Here is a 16989-nt window from a genome sequence, read left to right as displayed (position 1 = left end):
CGATTAGCTTAGGGGCGATCGCTTAATCGATATAAATGGATGGAGAAGCCACCTGAGGAAAAATTAAAAATCTTAACTTACACTAACTAGGTAATTGTTTAAGAACTAACTACCTACGGATGGATTTGGCTCAAAATGAACCGCAAGCGATCATAGTCATCTTTGAGTAGCACGCTCAGGCTACGTCCAGCTTTAATTAGCCATTCTCGGTCAGCTTTGCGTAACTGGTATATATCTCGAATGGCTGCTGCGGTTAAAGACTCTACTGGCGCACCGTTAATACAAAGCAATGTTCGCAAAAAATCTAGTTCTTCAGTAAATTTAATGATAGCTTCTGGTTCACATCGATAAACAGCTTGATGAATTTGCGGGGGACGGGGTGGTAGATATTGATATACTCTTTGGTTATAACTTTGATTTTGCGAAGATAGTTTAAATCCGACGATCGCAGCTCTAAATTCTGTTCTCAACATGGCAAATATCTGGGGTTGTTCTTCGCGTAAGTCTTGTAATGACAACCCCAAAGCTCTGGCCCGATGTACGGAATCTATTGGCATAGTAGTGGCATAATATACCACAGCATAAACTTGATTGCCCGATTCTTCGTCTACAGAACATACCCAACTACCAAAGGGCGGCATAGAAGGAAAGCTCAAATCTTCTGGTTCTAGACACTGAGCTAAAAATTCAGTACTAGTAGTTTCAATCACCTCCGCAATGTGGTTGGGATGGCGATCGCCTGTGGCAAATTGTGGTAAAGGGAGGCGCATGGGAGTGCTGAGTTAGGAGTTAACAGTTAGGAGTGATGAGTTAAAAGTTAAGAGTGAGGAGTGATGAGTTGAAGAATCATAATTTCTAACTCCTAACTTCTCACTCCTAACTAATCTCACTCCTAACTCCTAACTAATTTTATTTGGCTTTTTTACGTCCGGCTGTGGTCTCTACGAGTTCCAATTCGCTCAGGCGGAAGGTAATTAATTTATCCCAGTTACCACCTTCAAATAATACGGCTACCTTGCCATCACTCACCCGTTGCACGAGTCCTTCGGAGCGATAATAGGTATCTGCGGGATTCTTGACGCGAACAGTTGCTCCAGGCAGAATCATGTTTTTAGCCTCGCTTGTTTCCTTTTAATAGCTTAATACTTGTTAATAGTCATTTGTTATTTGTCATTGGTGAGCCAGTGTGGTCTTCTCCCACTCGTGAGAGGCTAGCGTAGCGGTAGCGTTCGCGCAGCGTCTCGTAGAGAGGTACGAGCGTCACCCAAAGGGTCATTAGCAAAGGACAAATGACTAATGACTAATGACGAATCAATAATACTTCTGCTTTTGTCGAAAATTTGCTACCGATTCTACTATTCCCAAGGAAATAAAGTTGGTCAGCATAGCAGAACGCCCATAACTCATCCAAGGTAGGGGAATGCCTGCCACGGGCGCTAAACCAACTGTCATGCCAACGTTCACAATTAGCTGAAACACAATCATGGATAAAACCCCAATAGCCAACAAGGAACCAAAATTATCTTTGGCGGTTTGGGCAATATGCAGTAGACGGAAGCAAATTAAGCAGAAGACAAACAGCACTATTAAACAACCAACAAAACCGAATTCTTCTCCCACTGCGGAGAAAATAAAGTCTGTATGCTGTTCAGGTACGAAATTCAGTTGCGTCATTGGCCCTTTGAACAGACCCCATCCCCAAATTTCACCAGCACCAATAGCAATGCGAGATTGAATTAGGTGATATCCAGCACCGAGTGGATCGTGATCGGGGTTCATGAATACAGTTAGCCGATCTTTTTGATATTCTTTCAAAACATGGTTCCAAGCGAAGACTCCTAATTCGCCACCCAGTATATTAAGAGTCCATGCACCGATAGCACCTAAACCAAATCGACGCCAGGGAAGAGTTTGCCAACCCACAATAGCCATCGCCACTGACCAAACTATCCCTAATGGGCCAAAAGATAGTTCTTTGAATAAAACTATCGGCTCTGCTAAAGGCCAAGAAATACTAAATAAAATTGCGGCAACCACAGGAGAAATCATCAGAATTAACCAGCCTGGGTTAGCATTCGCCCAGTACAGCATTCCTAAAACGATCGCACCAAATACCAGTGATGTTGCTAAATCTGGCTGTAAAAATATTAATCCCCAAGGTATAGCAGTAAATGCCAGAACGCGGAAAACACCTTCGAGGTTAGAAGCTGTACGCCTATGTAGCAAAGCTGCTAAGGTGATAATCATACCGACTTTGGCAAATTCAGAGGGTTGGACATTGAAACCAGCAATAGGAATCCACCTCTGTGCCCCTTTGGCGCTAGTGCCAGCAATCATTACAGCAATTAAGCTGAAGTTCGTTAGTGCGTAAGTTACCCAGTGCCACTGCATCAAAACTTCATAACGGATACGAGATAAAAACAGGGCTATAAGCACGCCGATACCCGCTACCATCCAGTGCCACCACCAGTCAGTTACTGGCTGCTTCAGTTCCGTACTGAGAATCATGAGTCCACCAAAGATACTGACAGCAATTGGTAAACAAAATAGTAGCCAATCTACATTCTGCCAGGGCTTAACCCAAGACTTCCAGCGAATTTTGGGGAGCGATCGTTTTAATAACATTGTGTAAGTTTAGACTTTAACTTTTAGATTTAAGTGTTGGGAATTGGGGCATGGGGCATTGGGCATGGGGCATGGGGCAAGAGGACTTGGAGACAAGGAGAATTGGAGACAAGGGGAAAGACTTGTTTCAAGTTCTCACCTCTTGTCCCCAAGTCCCCCCCTGCCTCCCCTGCTTCCCCTGCTCCCCCTGCTCCCTCATCTCCCTTATCCCTAATCCCCAGTCCCTATTATTCCCAAGCTCTAGCCCAGGAAGAAGATTGAAATTAAAATTAATTATGTCAAGGCAGCAACTGATACTTTACCAGCAATGGTAAGAGCGATCGCTGTTAATGCTTTTGCTGAAGCTGAATCTGGATCACCGGCAACTATCGGCACACCACTGTCACCGCCAACTCGTGTGGAAATCTCTAGAGGTACGCATCCCAATAATGGCACTCCCAATTCAGTAGCTGTTTTAGAGCCACCACCGGAACCAAAGATGTCATACTGCTTATCTGGTTGATCGGGGGGTATAAAATAGCTCATATTTTCTACGATTCCCAATACCGGGACATTCATCTGCTGGAACATCCGCAATCCCTTGCGAGAATCTAACAGAGCTACGTTTTGCGGTGTGGTGACAATTACCGCCCCTGCCATCGGCACTGCTTGGGTTAAAGTTAACTGAGCATCGCCGGTTCCCGGTGGCATATCTACAATCAAATAATCAAGTTCTCCCCATTGCACTTGATAGAGAAACTGGCGAATTACACCATTGAGCATGGGTCCCCGCCAAATTACTGGCTGATCTCGGTCAATCAAAAAGCCCATTGAAACTAATTTGACGCCATGATTAAAAGCAGGTTCTAGGATGTCGCCTGTTTCAGTGGAACGCACTGCAATTTGGGCATCGGCTAAACCTAGCATGGTGGGGTCATTGGGGCCATAAATATCAGCATCTAGCAAGCCGACTTTCGCCCCAGTTTGAGCTAGAGCCACTGCTACATTCACCGCTACCGTACTTTTACCAACGCCACCTTTGCCACTGGAAACAGCAATGATATTTTTCACCCCAGAAATACCAGTGCGATCAGGCAAACTTTTCTGTTGCGGTGTTTCTGCTGTCACTTCTATACTGACATCTATAACGCCTGGTAGCTTTTTGACAGCTTTCTTACAGTCTTCAACAATAAATTCACGTAAAGGACAGGCGGGAGTAGTCAACACCAATGTAAAACTAACCTTGCCACCGTCAGTTTTCACGTTACGAATCATATTCAGTTCTACCAGACTTTTGCGGAGTTCTGGGTCTTCCACTGGTCGCAATACTTCTAAGACAGAGCGAGAATCGAGGACATCGTACATAAAAATTCAAATTCAAAATGAATAAATACAGTTGCGGAGAACATCTTAGCTATTAACTAGACGCTTTCTTAAGCAAGGTCAGCTGAGTGTTTTCACTGTTACTGCCGTAATAAAACTTAGTAAATGGCATTATTACCTAATAGAATCTTAACTTTCTTTGGGCATTGGCAAGAGGCAGAGGGGCAGGGAGCAGGAGGAAAAGGGGAAACATTCTCCCCCGCACCCTGCCCCTGCTTCCCATGCTCCCCCTTACCTAAAAATCAAAACAACTGTCATTAAGAGATTTTTTCTTACCAGATACCGTTGGCAATGCCGTCTTTTCTACAGCCTCTACTAAAGACCGTGCTACGCGGTCTGCATAAGGACGGGATAAAGACCAAATTAGGGGCGATAACCACCCGCGTAGCGTTACAGAATAAGACAGGCAAGTACCACAAACCGTTGACTCTACTTGATAAGTTACCCGTTCCTCTATCCCAGGAATCGCCAGCACTCGGATACTCAGCATCTCTTTATGATTGACGCGTTCCACAAAAATACGGATGGGAATCGGTGAAAAGCGTGTTACAGCATGAAAAATCAATCCTGGTTTGGGTACTAATCCGTAGGGTACGTTAGTACTCTTAAGTAGTGGATGCCAGGAAACATCCGTTAAGTCAGCGACTTTTTGCCACAGTTCATCTACAGAGGCAGAACTAATCTCTCGATACGTCCGCACCAGAGAAGCGCAAAACCGACGACGTTTGCGGTGGATGAATTTGGATAACCAATCTTGCATTTTCCTAATCCTCCTCCTCGCTAGACACTTTCTGGTAACTCTGGTATTGTGAGCAACTACGCTCAACTTCTAAATTAAAACTTTCTCAAAAATGTCCTAAATATATCAAGCCTTGATTCGGCATAATATGGCAAAGGAGTTTTGAGCAGACCACTAAAACCCTGAATACTTCAAGGTTACGACTAAAGTCTGGTGTTTATATCAGAATGTTCCAATAAGAATTTCAAAAAAAACTCAGTCAATATACAAGCCTATACGTATTTGAGGGAAAATAACTCTAGTGATGCCCATCAATCGTATAAATGCTTAACCAGTAAGAAAAAGCGGGTTGGGCAAATAAAGCTTGATTGTTGGCGCGTGTTTCCCCCAAATTTTAAGATAAGAAATTTGTGGCTTTCTGGAAATTGTAATTTAGGTTCGGGAATCTATGTTGACCAACTCGCAAACACCAACTGTACCAGCAGAATCATTCAAGTCTTTACCAGCACCTGACGCTCAGACTAGAGTCAGTCAGTTTATGAAACAGCTGCAAGACGAAATTTCCGAATCATTGGCAAAACTAGATGGTGTGGGTAAGTTTCACGAAGATAGTTGGGAACGCCCAGAAGGAGGTGGAGGGCGATCGCGCGTGCTGCGAGAAGGTGCAATATTTGAACAAGCTGGTGTAAATTTTTCTGAAGTTTGGGGTTCCCACTTGCCAGCCTCAATTTTAGCCCAACGCCCGGAAGCCGCAGGGCATGGCTTCTATGCTACGGGGACTTCAATGGTGTTACATCCTCACAATCCTTATGTTCCCACAGTTCATCTAAATTATCGCTACTTTGAAGCGGGGCCAGTGTGGTGGTTTGGTGGCGGTCTTGACTTAACGCCTTATTACCCGTTTGCTGAAGATGCAGCACATTTACACAAAACATTAAAACAAGCTTGTGACCAACACCACCCAGAGTATTACCCAGTGTTTAAGAGGTGGTGTGACGAATATTTTTACCTCAAGCATCGTGATGAGACACGGGGTGTAGGTGGTCTGTTTTTTGATTACCAAGATGGCGAGGGTGCTTTATATCGTGGGCCAAATCCCAATGGTGAAGCGGCTACTTATAGCAACCAGGTGGGAACACCAGAAACACGCAATTGGGAAGATTTGTTTGCCTTTGTACAAGACTGTGGTAAAGCATTTTTACCAGCCTACGTACCAATTGTAGAACGGCGACATGGGATGGAGTATGGCGATCGCCAACGGAATTTTCAACTCTACCGCCGGGGACGGTATGTAGAATTTAACTTGGTTTATGACCGAGGCACTATTTTTGGTCTGCAAACCAACGGACGCACTGAATCAATTCTCATGTCCCTACCACCCTTAGTGCGCTGGGAATACGGCTATCAACCGGAACCCAATTCCCCCGAAGCCGAGTTGTATGAAACTTTCCTTAAGCCTCAAGATTGGATCAACTGGACATCACCTCAATAGGAACTGGGGATTAGGGATTGGGGATTGGGCATAGAAAACAGGCAGAGGAGCGGGGTGCGGGGGGCAGAGGGGAAAACTCTTCTCCCTTGCTGCCTGCTCCCCACTCCCCATTTAAAATTACTACGCAGTACAAGTTTGGTGAGTTAAACTACCAAAGGTAAGCACTTAGCAGAAAAAGGTGACAATTTTAGCTATAGCTTGTTAATCTCAAGTGACAGCATTAGACAATTCTGTAAGTAGCTAATCTTAAGAGAAATGCCACGGGGAGGGCTTTAGTGATTCATATAGAGCAAAAAAGTTATACGACCCAAGACGGAAATACCGTTATTGTCCTAACGCCAGCAGGTCGCCTAGACATTACCACTGCTTGGCAATTTCGCCTGAAATTACAGGAGTGTATTTCCAAACTCAGCCGCCATGTAGTGGTAAATCTGGCTCAGGTAAATTTTATTGATAGTTCTGGCCTCACATCTTTGGTGGCTGGAATGCGTGATGCTGATAAAGTTAAGGGCAGTTTCCGCATCTGCAATGTACACCCAGAAGCCAAACTCGTGTTTGAAGTAACGATGATGGATACTGTCTTTGAAATCTTTGAAACAGAAGAGGAAGCTTTAGAAGGTGTACCTCGTAGCATCGCTAGCTAAAAAAGAGTTAGGAGTTAGGAGTTAGGAGTTAGGAGTTAATTCAAAAATTCATAACTTATAACTCATGACTTATAACTTTATGTTATAAAATACTGATTTCGTTTGGTGTAGCGATAAGGCCCCATAATCGCTCCCCAAGTTGCTTTTCCAGTTTCTGGATCAATTCCTTTGTCGTAGCTGTGAAATTCTATTGCAGTGGCTTCAAATCCCAAAGAAACAGAGATGCTATTCCCAAGATAAGTAAAGCTGCAACGATTTTCTGGTAGTGGGGTAGCGGTAAACTTATAGCGATCGCCTGCTTGTCTTTCGTGCGTAACTGTTAGGATGCAACCTGGTAGTAAATCTAATTGTTCGGGTGTTAATGTGTTCAGTAGAGCAGGGTTATTGCCTGCGCCTCTTAATGCACCCGGATCTTGAGGCATATAGTATTGTACTTCCAGAGATGCATCAGAGTTGCCGCACTGGCGCAACCGCATAATTCGCTGACGGTAAGGTTGATCTCGGTTAATAACGTTAGCCTGTTCGGCAAACAGTGTGATGCTATCTTCTGTAAACAGATTAACTGGTCTTTGCCACAGGCACAGGTGGACATACCAAGCTGATTCTGCTATGGCTTGTTCCCGATTATCAAATTCACCAGCTAGGTACTCACCTAAAGCAATTAACTGTGGCGAGAAGTTCATAAATGCAATAAACGAATCATTAAGGATAAAAATCTTTGGCTAGTTTTTTTGGGATAAACCGTCTTATTCCCTGTGGCTACGAGCTTATAAAATACTTTTGATTTGTCTATATTGTAAATGAAACCGTCACCAGTCAAAAGCTAAACTTGGCAAAGTAGCCTTTAAGCGAGAAAATAGAGATACGTCGCCCTTAACATTTTCTTTGTGAATAACGTCCGTACTGTCTCTGATACAAAACGAACTTTTTACAATCTTCACACTCGTCCGATTAACACTATTTATCGTCGGGTAGTAGAAGAATTGATGGTAGAAATGCATCTGCTGTCAGTAAATATCGATTTTAGCTACAATCCAATTTATGCCTTGGGCGTCGTCACTACTTTTGACCGCTTCATGCAAGGCTATGAACCAGAACGGGATCAAGAATCAATTTTTAACGCCCTATGTCGCGCTATAGAACAAGATCCGCAACATTATCGACAGGATGCTGAAAGATTGCAAGCTGTAGCTAAAGGTTTGCCAGTTAAAGATTTAATTGCGTGGCTAGGCCAGACTACTTACTTAGATCGAGATGCTGACTTGCAAGCACAACTGCAAGCGATCGCCAATAATCCTAACTTTAAATACAACCGTTTGTTCGCAATTGGTGTATTTTCGTTATTGGAACAGTCAGATCCCGAATTAGTCAAAGATGAAAAGCAACTCACGGAGGCGCTAAAAGCGATCGCTGCGGGCTTGCACCTTTCTGATGACAAACTCAACAAGGATTTGGAGCTATACCGTTCTAATTTAGAGAAGATGGCGCAAGCACTGGTGGTGATGGCAGATATGCTCTCAGCCGATCGCAAAAAACGCGAACAACGTAAACAACAATCAACTATCACAGTTGCTCCGCCAAGTTCTAACGAATAGTTAGGAGATGGTAGATGGGAGTTAGGAGTTAGAAGTTAGGATTTAGAAGTTAGAAGTTAGGAGTTAGGAGTTAGGAGTTATTAACAAACTCATTACTCATCACTCTTAACTTCTAATTTTTAGACGCCCAATAACTTGTAGATTAAGCTGTTAATTATAGTCAGCGTAAATGCCCCAAGAACAGCACTCCAAATACCGTAACGCAAGCGAAAGCCCTCTACTAACCAAGCAGCAATACTAAAACAAACTACGGCAATCATAAATGTAAAAATGCCGGATAGTAAGTCGAGTGTGAGTAAATTTGGTACTGCAAAAACGATACTTAAAATCGGTCTGACTATTGCCGTCACGATACCAAGCACTGCGGCAGAAAGAAAGGCTTTACCAGGAGTATCAATTTCAACTCCTAAAGGTAATTTACTAATTATTAACAAGCTGATAGCTGTTACTAACCAAACAATTAAAAGCGTCACAATATTCATGCCACAACCCCTGAAACGTGAATGGCAATTGGTGATAAATTACTTCAGTTTCTCGGTGAAAAAATCTTTAAAGCTCAACCAATTATCTATAAATTAGCAGTAAATTTTTCTCTAACGGAATTTTATTTCAGATATCTTTAGGTTTGGGAAAAGTTTGAAGGGGAGTAGGGGAGGCAGGGGGCAGAGTGCAAGAGGGAGAATAAGTTACCTCTTTCCCCTCTGCTTCCTGCCCCTCAGCCTCTTCCCCATGCTCCTATCTCATCTTTTGGGATTAGGTTGAGTTTGTTTAGGTGCTACAGGCGCTTGGGATGCTGGCGGGTTGGAAATACCAGGGTTGATAGGGCTAATGCCTTGCCCAGTTGGAGGCTGACTTACACCAGGAAGAGGTACAGAATCAGGTGCTAAGGGAAATTTAGGGGCAAGATTTCCTTCGGGATTGATCCCTGGAAATGGTGCGGTTGTGGGTATTGGTGCAGCACCAGGATCGATTGGGAAAGAGGGGATATTAGGCTGGTTGAGTAAGTTTGTGGGTGGTTGAGATGGGCCAGGAATAATTCCTAAAGAAACGCGATCGCCTCCTACTTGCCGTAGCAAGTCTAATGTTTCAATAACATCATTGTAAATTGCTGTCCGTGAAGCATTCAGCACCACAACCCCATTAGGATTTGCTTGGAGATACTGTTTTAACGCCACTCCTAAATCGCCCCGTTTTACAGGCTGTTTTTCTATGTAAGTATTGCCAACAGCATCGATAGTTACAATCAGACTTCCACTCTGTGATGTTACTCCAGATACTGAACTGGCGCTGGCTTTGGGCAAATCAACATTTATTGCCTGTTGTCGGGTAAATTGTAATGCCGCTAACAAAAAAAACGTCAGAATACAAAAAACAACATCAATTAAAGGAATGATTTGAATTTGGACTTCTTCAATTGGGGTATGTAGATTAACTTTCATTTTCTCAATTTAAATGCCTAATTTGAGGGTTGAATTCTTGATTAATTAGGTAAATTCGGGGGTTCAGGTGGTTCAGGCAATCTAGTCTTTCCTGGCTTGCGGGGTGGAGTGAAATTTTCCCGCACAATTGGTGATGTAATATTACTAAAGTCAGGCGGGGACTGGTGGTAGAGCAATTCCATCTCATTCCCTGCCTTCCGAAAAACTTTGACTTGGTTGACTACAAAACTTTGAAATAGGCGATAAAATACCAAACTAATGATGGCAACTATTAGCCCTGCTGCCGTACTAATTAAGGATTCACCAATACCAGTAGTTACTCCGGCGGTTGATTCAGTTCCCAAGTCGCCAATCCGAATTGAGCGCAAAGACTGGATTAGGCCCAAAACAGTACCTAACAATCCCAGCAACGGCGCGAGGGCAATCACGGCTTCTAAAAGTTTTTCGCCCCGCCGCATCCCAGCCAATTCATCTTCGGCTGTAGCCTCAAGTGCTAGTCGAAAGGTTTCTGCATTGCTTTTGGCTAAACGTAAAGGGGCGTAGAGAAAACGCCCGACAGGCTGATGGCTTGCTTGTCTTGCAATGTCCGCAGCTACTTGCCAATTATCCTGGGCAGCATCCAAGATGCGATTGACTATTTGCTTTTCCTGAGTCAAAATTCGCAACCAGAACCATAGACGCTCAAAAATCACACTCAAAGACAGAATTGATAGAACAAGCAGAGGCCACATCGCTGGCCCGCCCTTATAAAATAAATCTAAAATATCCACTGTTTAAGTTTCCTCCCTCCATGACTAGAGCAAATGTGCTGAAGCATTTTAATTCTAGAGATTAATGCAAAATGAGGGACTTCCAAAATATAAATTTCTCGAAAACTTAAAAAGACAGTGTAAGCATGGCGTATTTGACTTAGATTGTTAGACAAACTTGCTGCTGGATTGCCATAATCCGAATTACTACAATTACTAGACGTTTTAATTGTCAAACCCTTGCGGTATTAAACTCTTATGGAGAATTACAGAATAGGTATTTGCTGACAAATTACGAGTAGCGTCTTCCAGACTAACTAGGGCGGTTATTCGCACCGGAAGTTTTTAGAATAGTTTGTCAAAATTAAAGATAACTGGAGGTTCAAAATATGAAATTTTCAATCGAATCACTTTACACCTGGTATCGCAATGTGCTTCGTAACCCGAAGTACCGTTGGTGGGTAATTTTAGGAACACTAGCCTATTTGGTCAGCCCATTTGATATTCTCCCAGATTTTATACCCGTTGCGGGACAGATTGATGATGTTTTCCTTTTGACTCTGCTAGTTTCTGAAGTGTCTGGGCTAGTAATTGAGGGCTGGAAAGCTCGTAAGGGTGAGGTGGGTACTGAAGTGCCTAATACTACTGAGGGTTCTAGTTCTACTGCAAGCACTGTTGATGTTGATGCAGTTTCGGTTAAGTAGATTTAATAAAACCCCTGCTTTTGGAATCTGAGGTAGGGGATATTTTTTTAACGCAGAGGAACGCAAAGGGAAGCGCAGAGGTTCGCAGAGAGGGAGTTAGAGGTTGTTGGCTACGCGTTTTATACCTTCTTTGAGGTGGAGGACGTTAAAGTTGAGGAGTAGTCCTAGTTTGCAGTTTGCGAGTTTGAGATAGGTTAGGAGTTGGACGGAGTGAATGGGGTGGAAGGATTCTACAGATTTAATCTCTACAATTATTTGGTTTTCGACAATCAAATCTAATCGATAAACGCATTCCAATTTCACTTCTTGGTAAACCAAAGGCAATGGAATTTGTTTGCCAACATTCAACCCGGCTTTGTTCAACTCATAATTCAAACACTCCTCATAAGCCGACTCCAATAAACCAGGCCCCAAAGCAGTATGCACCTTCATCGCACAACCAATAATCACCCCACTCAAATCATTCTCTCTCATCCTTTGCGCTCCTCTGCGTTTCCCTCTGTGCCCCTCTGCGTTTAAAAATCTTTCACAAATTCCGTCAAGAACCTGAACGCCTTCAATATATAACTAGCGCAATCTCTAGGAGAGGTGTTGTAAAACGATCGCCACGCACTCGCCTTATCCTCGTCATAGCGATCACTGCGATGATTATGATTTTCTAGCCACGCCAATCGCACTGCATGTCCAATTAACACATCCAATACAATATATTCTTCGATTTGCAGCTTGGGATTATTAGCTGCGATCGCACTTAATTCGATTAATGCTTCAATATTAACTTGGCGGTATTCTGGAGCTTCAATTTTATTCAGCAAATGCTCGACTAACAGAGCAAAATTTCTTTCACCGGCTGTCATTTCCGACAACATTATCTCACTATCTAAACGATTGCGCCGCTCTAGTTTATCCCCAATTACTAGACCCTTGCAATGTTGCATTAATAGCCAAACTTGCTTAAAAAATTCTTTTGGTACGCGCCCCGTCGCACCCTCGGCTTGGCGGAACCGTCGCCAACCACCCGGCGGAACTTCTATCCCTTCTCCTATTCCTGGTAACACCACCCAAGCAATATCACTTTCTTTTTGTTTGACGTGCAGTGATTCTTGCTGGCGCAATAGGTTACTCATGCCAGTATATCCAGTTAATACCTGACGCAAGCGCACTTTAACTTCAAAGGGTGAAAGTTGCATTAAGTAATCGTATGCTTCATCTTGAGTGACGTGTAATTCCTGCGCTAGTTCGCTGGTTATCAATAAGATGAGATAGCCGATTCTCACCGTTAGTAGTCCCTGAAATAGTTCGGGTTCTGAGCGAATTAAGATGCCAACATAAATTAAAATCTCTTGAGTGAGGACGCGATCGCGTATATCTTCACGACAAAAATGATTAATTTTATCGGCAATTTCATCGTGAGACATAGGTACGCTAATCAAGGAAGCTTCGCTGTAAGCTTTACCCACAGCAATTTGCTTACCCCGCACCAAAATACTCGTTACTGCATCTGATAGGCTAATATCAACCATTTGCCGTAACCCCGCAGCCCGGCGCACTACTGCCCAAATACCTAAATCTCCAGCTTTGGTGTAAACTTCATCAAGTAAATCGGCTACGGTGACAGGATATCCTGGGCCGCCATACCCTGTATCAAATTCCATTCCTTGCAAGCGAGTTAAAGTTTGCAATAACTCGATCTGCTCGTAGATATTTTCTGATGAGCGTAAATAAGAAAGTAATAATCCGAAGTTGGTTTCACACTCCATCTGAAACTCTTGAGTATGTCCTAAGCGCCAATTTTTCTCAGGATGATAAGCCAAATAATAGCAACGTGGGCTAGCATTTTTCACTGGCGATCGCGAAAATTCTGCATTTGGGAGAAAATCAATTCTTTGGATTCCGGCTGTTAGCATTAGCTGATTTAGCCGCCCTAATTTCACCCGCACACCGTTACAAATACCATCTTTCAGTTCTTGCATCAGTTCTAGTAATGCTTCAGAACCGATTTCTAACATGGTGTGCGTCAACATTAAAGTCAAGGTAGGACGACCTAAATCACTCCAGTATTTTTGAATATAAGCTAGTTCGCTTCTAATTTGATCTAGCAGAAAATGGTAATCAAGAGTTAAGTAAAACTGTTGAGAGTCTGAGAAAGAAGGCAAAAATACAATTGTTTCACCGCTAATCCGAAATATTCTAGATGTTGTTAAACTCCGCAGTCGTCGCACTGGCCGCCCAGTTAAACCAAGTTTATCGTTACGTCCAATTTGGGTATAAATAGCTGAAAATTCTTCAGCTTTTCTCACCTGAATCGGTTCTACTTGGGTAGGCGTTTGTGCTTCAATTCCGTGAACTTCTAGTTTCTTCTGTAAATCTTCATCTTCTGCCAATAAAGCAATTTGTACTAAAGATTCGCGCTGTTTTCCCACACATAAATGTCTTCCTAAAGGGTCAATATCACCAATTGCCAGTAACCCTTCACTCAACATTTGACCGAGAAAATATAAACTCTGCGCCCACACCAAGGGAACATTTTCATTAGGCAAACGTGGTTGCGTTTGGGGTGCTAACTTTTCTGCTTCTATGTTTTCGGCTGGAACATAATAAAGTTCTGGCAGCAAACGTAAACCACCTTGTTCTATGAGTAATGATTCTAAAAGTTCTTGGTATTTTTTAACTTGTTCTTGTTCACCGCGAAATAATCCATCAAGAACTAAATAAGTAAAAAATAACGGCCATTCGCATTCAATATGCTCAAATTGCTTCAGTTCCCACGGTTCATAGTGCAAACGATGATTATCTTCTAAAACGGTTTGGTGTCCATCGCGTAGAAAGCGTTTGCAGCCGTATTTACCTGCGAGTTTATTGATAATATCGTTTAAGGTGCGATCGCGTAATTGCAAATCTTCCACTGCAAAGGCAGGATAACTAATAATACTTAACAGCGCCGCATCAATTTCTTTGGAACCAGATTCTCTCGGTAATAAGGATTCCAGGGTAATCCGGGCGCGGGCAATTTCATCTGGTAGCACATGAATCACTGATGCTTGGCTACCATGCACACCAAACAAATCCAGTCCATTGATAGCTTCTAAAGCAGCTTTTGCCATACCTACGGAACTGGCATTTAACTCAGCATTACCACGATTAATTTTATTACCACGTTCCCAAATGCCGTAATCTGGTGTGCGGTAAGCTCGTCCAATGTAATAAACTAAATTTTGGACAAAATTCACTTCATCAATCGTATAAATTATTTGCAATCCCGCAGCAGTCATTTGCCCCAATATCAGCAAAAATATAGATGTGGCATCAAGTTGCAAATGTCCCCATTCGTCATCACCAACAACAATGTCACCAGTTGCAGTATTATATTTGGCGTGCAGTCCATCCAGTAGCGACTGAGTATGTTTAAATGTCTCTACTTTATGAGCCTGTCGCATCATTGCAAAAAGCAACCCGCGCATCAGTTTGATGACACTGTGTTCTAGTTCATAGGTGCGTCCTTCATCGTCGTCAATCTTGCGGTATGCAAGTCCTAAACCCCAAACTGCCAAAATGCTGTAAACGTTGTCTCGCACCCAGGCATCGGTATAATCGCCGTGGGCTGTAATCGCTGTACTAGCAGGTAACAAACCAGTAATCGGATTCTGCCGAGTCAGAATGATCGTTTTGATTTGCTGGTAGTAATAGTCCAGACTAGCTCGCAAATTGGTAGATGTTTTCATGATTTGGTTCAGAACTACTTGCAAAATTCGACCCTGTAACTGTGAAGTGAATTACCTAAACCAAGCCAGAACAAGTTATGTAATGGTTGATGGGACAACAGCTGAGGGTAGTGTGAGTTTATTATTATCTCCTGTTAATACCCCTCTGAGTACATTCCAAGTTAAGTTAACGGCAAAATTGTGCTAGTAAGCTAATCGTCATTCATTTTTCCAGATCGATTCGCTTGTAGTAAAGGCTTCAGCCCTGCTTTTATACAACTTAAATGCTCATTAGCTTACCATTGGAACTATTGCCGATCTGAAACATAAGTGCTTATTATAACTTTATTTAAAATTATTACTGATTTTAGCCTGTTTGGAATGCCTTCTCATTTAAATTTCTGGAATCCATATTGAGCTACTGTAGTTATCTCTAGAATTTTCTCAGTTAATTGCATTGATATATCACTTTTCCAATGTTTTAACAGGTGAAATTTCTAATCTTCTCATTTTTATATATGACTCGCAGTCAAATTGACTCTAGAGGTATCCTTATCGAGCGACTGGGCATCGTAGATGTGACAAATGAAGTAGGATGCCCATCTGTGAATTTGGGCAGCCTACATCCTCATTTAGTACTCCAAATTAATGTATGGAGGATGTCACAATTAAAGAATTTATACAATTTTTAATTTGCTTAAAAATCAAATTTTATTTCCTATTATATAATGACGAATTTGATAGATTTATTGCTAATTTAAAAATTGCTAATTATTTATTTAGAGATGGTAATCTTTTGCCTACCATCACAATAAACTTGTTTGCGTTGCTTCTCTAATAACTTAGATAATTCCAACAACCAATGTAAATCTATGTCTAATACTCCTACTCCACCCAATAATCCCAATCCTTTTGAACAACTCCCAGATTTAGTTATAAGATCACTAACTAATCCTGTCATTTTCCAATATGCATCTAGGCATCCCATAATAGGTAACTTGCTCACTGCCTTCTTATTATCCTTGTCTGGGCTTAGTGTTTTTCAGTTTATAAATCCTCAAAATTCCCCAAATATAAATACTGATTCTAACTTTTTGACAAGAGTCTGTGAAGGATACACTACAAAAGTTAATTTAGGAATTAATGAATTAATAGTAGGCTCCACTTCTTGGAAAACTAACGAAAAAAGTGAAACTAACGAAGAGCCATCATTTACTTGCAACTATAAAATAAAAGGAGGAGACAATACTATCTCTTCCACTCCTCGAGAACTTTTAATAATACCTCGAATTTCTTCTAAAGAAGAAGAAGTAATAAACTCAACTCAAATTTGTAATTTATTTAACGATAAAATAAAAGAAAGGTTAGAGCTAGAAAAAGAGGAAAATGAATCTATAGGGAATATATCAGCTGTAAAAGATGAAGATAATAAAGATAAACGGCAGCTACCCTTTAATTGTAATTATGAAATAAAGAAAGATAATAATCTATCAAATTCTAATAGTATTAGTGTAGAGATGAATCCCTTGTTTACTGACTTTATTACTGAATCATATGATGAAGAAAAAATTAACATGAAAGGAGTATGCAAAGATGATAAAATTAGAAGTCAAATGGAGCAAGAAGCTATAACAAAAAGAACTTATGATAAAGCTGCTAAGGATGAGATTGTACCAGGGAAACCAATTTTATTAGATACTAGAAAAGACGTTTATCCAGTATTTCGTTGGGTATGTTCTTACTCTATTAAAAGACTTCAAGAAAACAGATCAAAGTATGGTAGAACAACAGAAGAATACACAATAGGTCTTAATTTAGAGGAATATTGTGAAAGCAAGGCGCGAAAAGAACAAACAGAACGAACCAAACCAACTCATCACAATTACAACGACCCTTACTCCTTGTATTGCGCCAACCCTACTTCTTCTAACTAATAAAA

At 41.8% G+C, this 16989-nt stretch carries 17 protein-coding genes; 6 read left to right on the top strand and 11 right to left on the bottom strand.

Annotated elements, in window-relative coordinates:
• Positions 1-113: 113 nt before the first annotated feature.
• The 5 genes from H6G96_RS15670 to H6G96_RS15650 all read right to left on the bottom strand — a co-directional run bounded on the left by H6G96_RS15670 (position 114) and on the right by H6G96_RS15650 (position 4747).
• Positions 114-770, bottom strand: a complete 657-nt coding sequence (locus tag H6G96_RS15670; protein ID WP_190912317.1) for an HAS-barrel domain-containing protein — start codon at positions 768-770, stop codon at positions 114-116.
• Positions 771-909: 139 nt separating this feature from the next.
• Positions 910-1107, bottom strand: a complete 198-nt coding sequence (locus tag H6G96_RS15665; protein ID WP_190729846.1) for an NAD(P)H dehydrogenase subunit NdhS — start codon at positions 1105-1107, stop codon at positions 910-912.
• A 204-nt stretch (positions 1108-1311) separates the two neighbouring features.
• Positions 1312-2625, bottom strand: coding sequence for a rod shape-determining protein RodA (gene rodA, locus H6G96_RS15660; RefSeq protein ID WP_190912316.1), 1314 nt, complete (start codon positions 2623-2625; stop codon positions 1312-1314).
• Positions 2626-2898: 273 nt separating this feature from the next.
• Positions 2899-3969 (bottom strand): Mrp/NBP35 family ATP-binding protein, encoded by a 1071-nt coding sequence (locus H6G96_RS15655; protein ID WP_190912315.1) that lies wholly within the window; start codon positions 3967-3969, stop codon positions 2899-2901.
• 253 nt (positions 3970-4222) lie between these two features.
• Complete coding sequence (locus H6G96_RS15650; RefSeq protein ID WP_190912314.1) at positions 4223-4747, bottom strand: SRPBCC family protein; 525 nt, start codon at positions 4745-4747, stop codon at positions 4223-4225.
• Between the two features lie 427 nt (positions 4748-5174).
• Between H6G96_RS15650 and hemF the strand changes: the two genes are divergently transcribed.
• Both hemF and H6G96_RS15640 read left to right on the top strand, forming a co-directional pair.
• The gene (gene hemF, locus H6G96_RS15645; RefSeq protein ID WP_190912313.1) at positions 5175-6218 is read left to right on the top strand and encodes an oxygen-dependent coproporphyrinogen oxidase; all 1044 of its coding nucleotides are present in this window, start codon (positions 5175-5177) and stop codon (positions 6216-6218) included.
• Between the two features lie 275 nt (positions 6219-6493).
• Positions 6494-6862: an anti-sigma factor antagonist gene (locus H6G96_RS15640; RefSeq protein ID WP_190912312.1), complete on the top strand. Its 369-nt coding sequence runs from the start codon at positions 6494-6496 to the stop codon at positions 6860-6862.
• A gap of 77 nt (positions 6863-6939) precedes the next feature.
• On the opposite strand, the gene H6G96_RS15635 is transcribed toward H6G96_RS15640, so the two are convergent.
• Positions 6940-7545: a chromophore lyase CpcT/CpeT gene (locus tag H6G96_RS15635; RefSeq protein WP_190912311.1), complete on the bottom strand. Its 606-nt coding sequence runs from the start codon at positions 7543-7545 to the stop codon at positions 6940-6942.
• 204 nt (positions 7546-7749) lie between these two features.
• On the opposite strand from H6G96_RS15635, the gene psb29 reads away from it, so the two are divergent.
• Complete coding sequence (psb29, locus tag H6G96_RS15630) at positions 7750-8457, top strand: photosystem II biogenesis protein Psp29 (RefSeq protein ID WP_190912310.1); 708 nt, start codon at positions 7750-7752, stop codon at positions 8455-8457.
• A gap of 119 nt (positions 8458-8576) precedes the next feature.
• Here the strand turns inward: psb29 and H6G96_RS15625 are convergent, their stop codons facing one another.
• The 3 genes from H6G96_RS15625 to H6G96_RS15615 form a co-directional block, all read right to left on the bottom strand.
• Entirely contained in the window at positions 8577-8939 is a 363-nt protein-coding gene (locus H6G96_RS15625; protein WP_190912309.1) for a phage holin family protein, read from the bottom strand.
• A gap of 258 nt (positions 8940-9197) precedes the next feature.
• The gene (locus H6G96_RS15620; RefSeq protein WP_190912308.1) at positions 9198-9896 is read right to left on the bottom strand and encodes a biopolymer transporter ExbD; all 699 of its coding nucleotides are present in this window, start codon (positions 9894-9896) and stop codon (positions 9198-9200) included.
• Between the two features lie 41 nt (positions 9897-9937).
• On the bottom strand, positions 9938-10666 hold the full coding sequence (locus tag H6G96_RS15615; RefSeq protein WP_190912307.1) for a MotA/TolQ/ExbB proton channel family protein: 729 nt from the start codon (positions 10664-10666) through the stop codon (positions 9938-9940).
• A gap of 368 nt (positions 10667-11034) precedes the next feature.
• Here H6G96_RS15615 and H6G96_RS15610 point away from each other — a divergent pair, with 368 nt between their 5' ends.
• The gene (locus H6G96_RS15610) at positions 11035-11349 is read left to right on the top strand and encodes a YkvA family protein (protein ID WP_190912306.1); all 315 of its coding nucleotides are present in this window, start codon (positions 11035-11037) and stop codon (positions 11347-11349) included.
• A 96-nt stretch (positions 11350-11445) separates the two neighbouring features.
• Here H6G96_RS15610 and H6G96_RS15605 read toward each other — a convergent pair whose 3' ends face one another.
• Both H6G96_RS15605 and H6G96_RS15600 read right to left on the bottom strand, forming a co-directional pair.
• Positions 11446-11823 (bottom strand): GxxExxY protein, encoded by a 378-nt coding sequence (locus tag H6G96_RS15605; protein WP_190912305.1) that lies wholly within the window; start codon positions 11821-11823, stop codon positions 11446-11448.
• A gap of 41 nt (positions 11824-11864) precedes the next feature.
• The gene (locus H6G96_RS15600; RefSeq protein ID WP_190912304.1) at positions 11865-15071 is read right to left on the bottom strand and encodes a glycoside hydrolase family 15 protein; all 3207 of its coding nucleotides are present in this window, start codon (positions 15069-15071) and stop codon (positions 11865-11867) included.
• Between the two features lie 497 nt (positions 15072-15568).
• Here H6G96_RS15600 and H6G96_RS40920 point away from each other — a divergent pair, with 497 nt between their 5' ends.
• Positions 15569-15742, top strand: coding sequence for a hypothetical protein (locus H6G96_RS40920; RefSeq protein ID WP_206757671.1), 174 nt, complete (start codon positions 15569-15571; stop codon positions 15740-15742).
• A gap of 180 nt (positions 15743-15922) precedes the next feature.
• Positions 15923-16984: a hypothetical protein gene (locus tag H6G96_RS15595; protein ID WP_190912303.1), complete on the top strand. Its 1062-nt coding sequence runs from the start codon at positions 15923-15925 to the stop codon at positions 16982-16984.
• The last annotated feature ends 5 nt before the right edge of the window (positions 16985-16989 follow it).

It is taken from the genome of Nostoc sp. FACHB-892 (assembly GCF_014698795.1).
Taxonomy (GTDB): domain Bacteria; phylum Cyanobacteriota; class Cyanobacteriia; order Cyanobacteriales; family Nostocaceae; genus Nostoc.
This window is presented reverse-complemented; position numbering and strand designations above follow the sequence as displayed.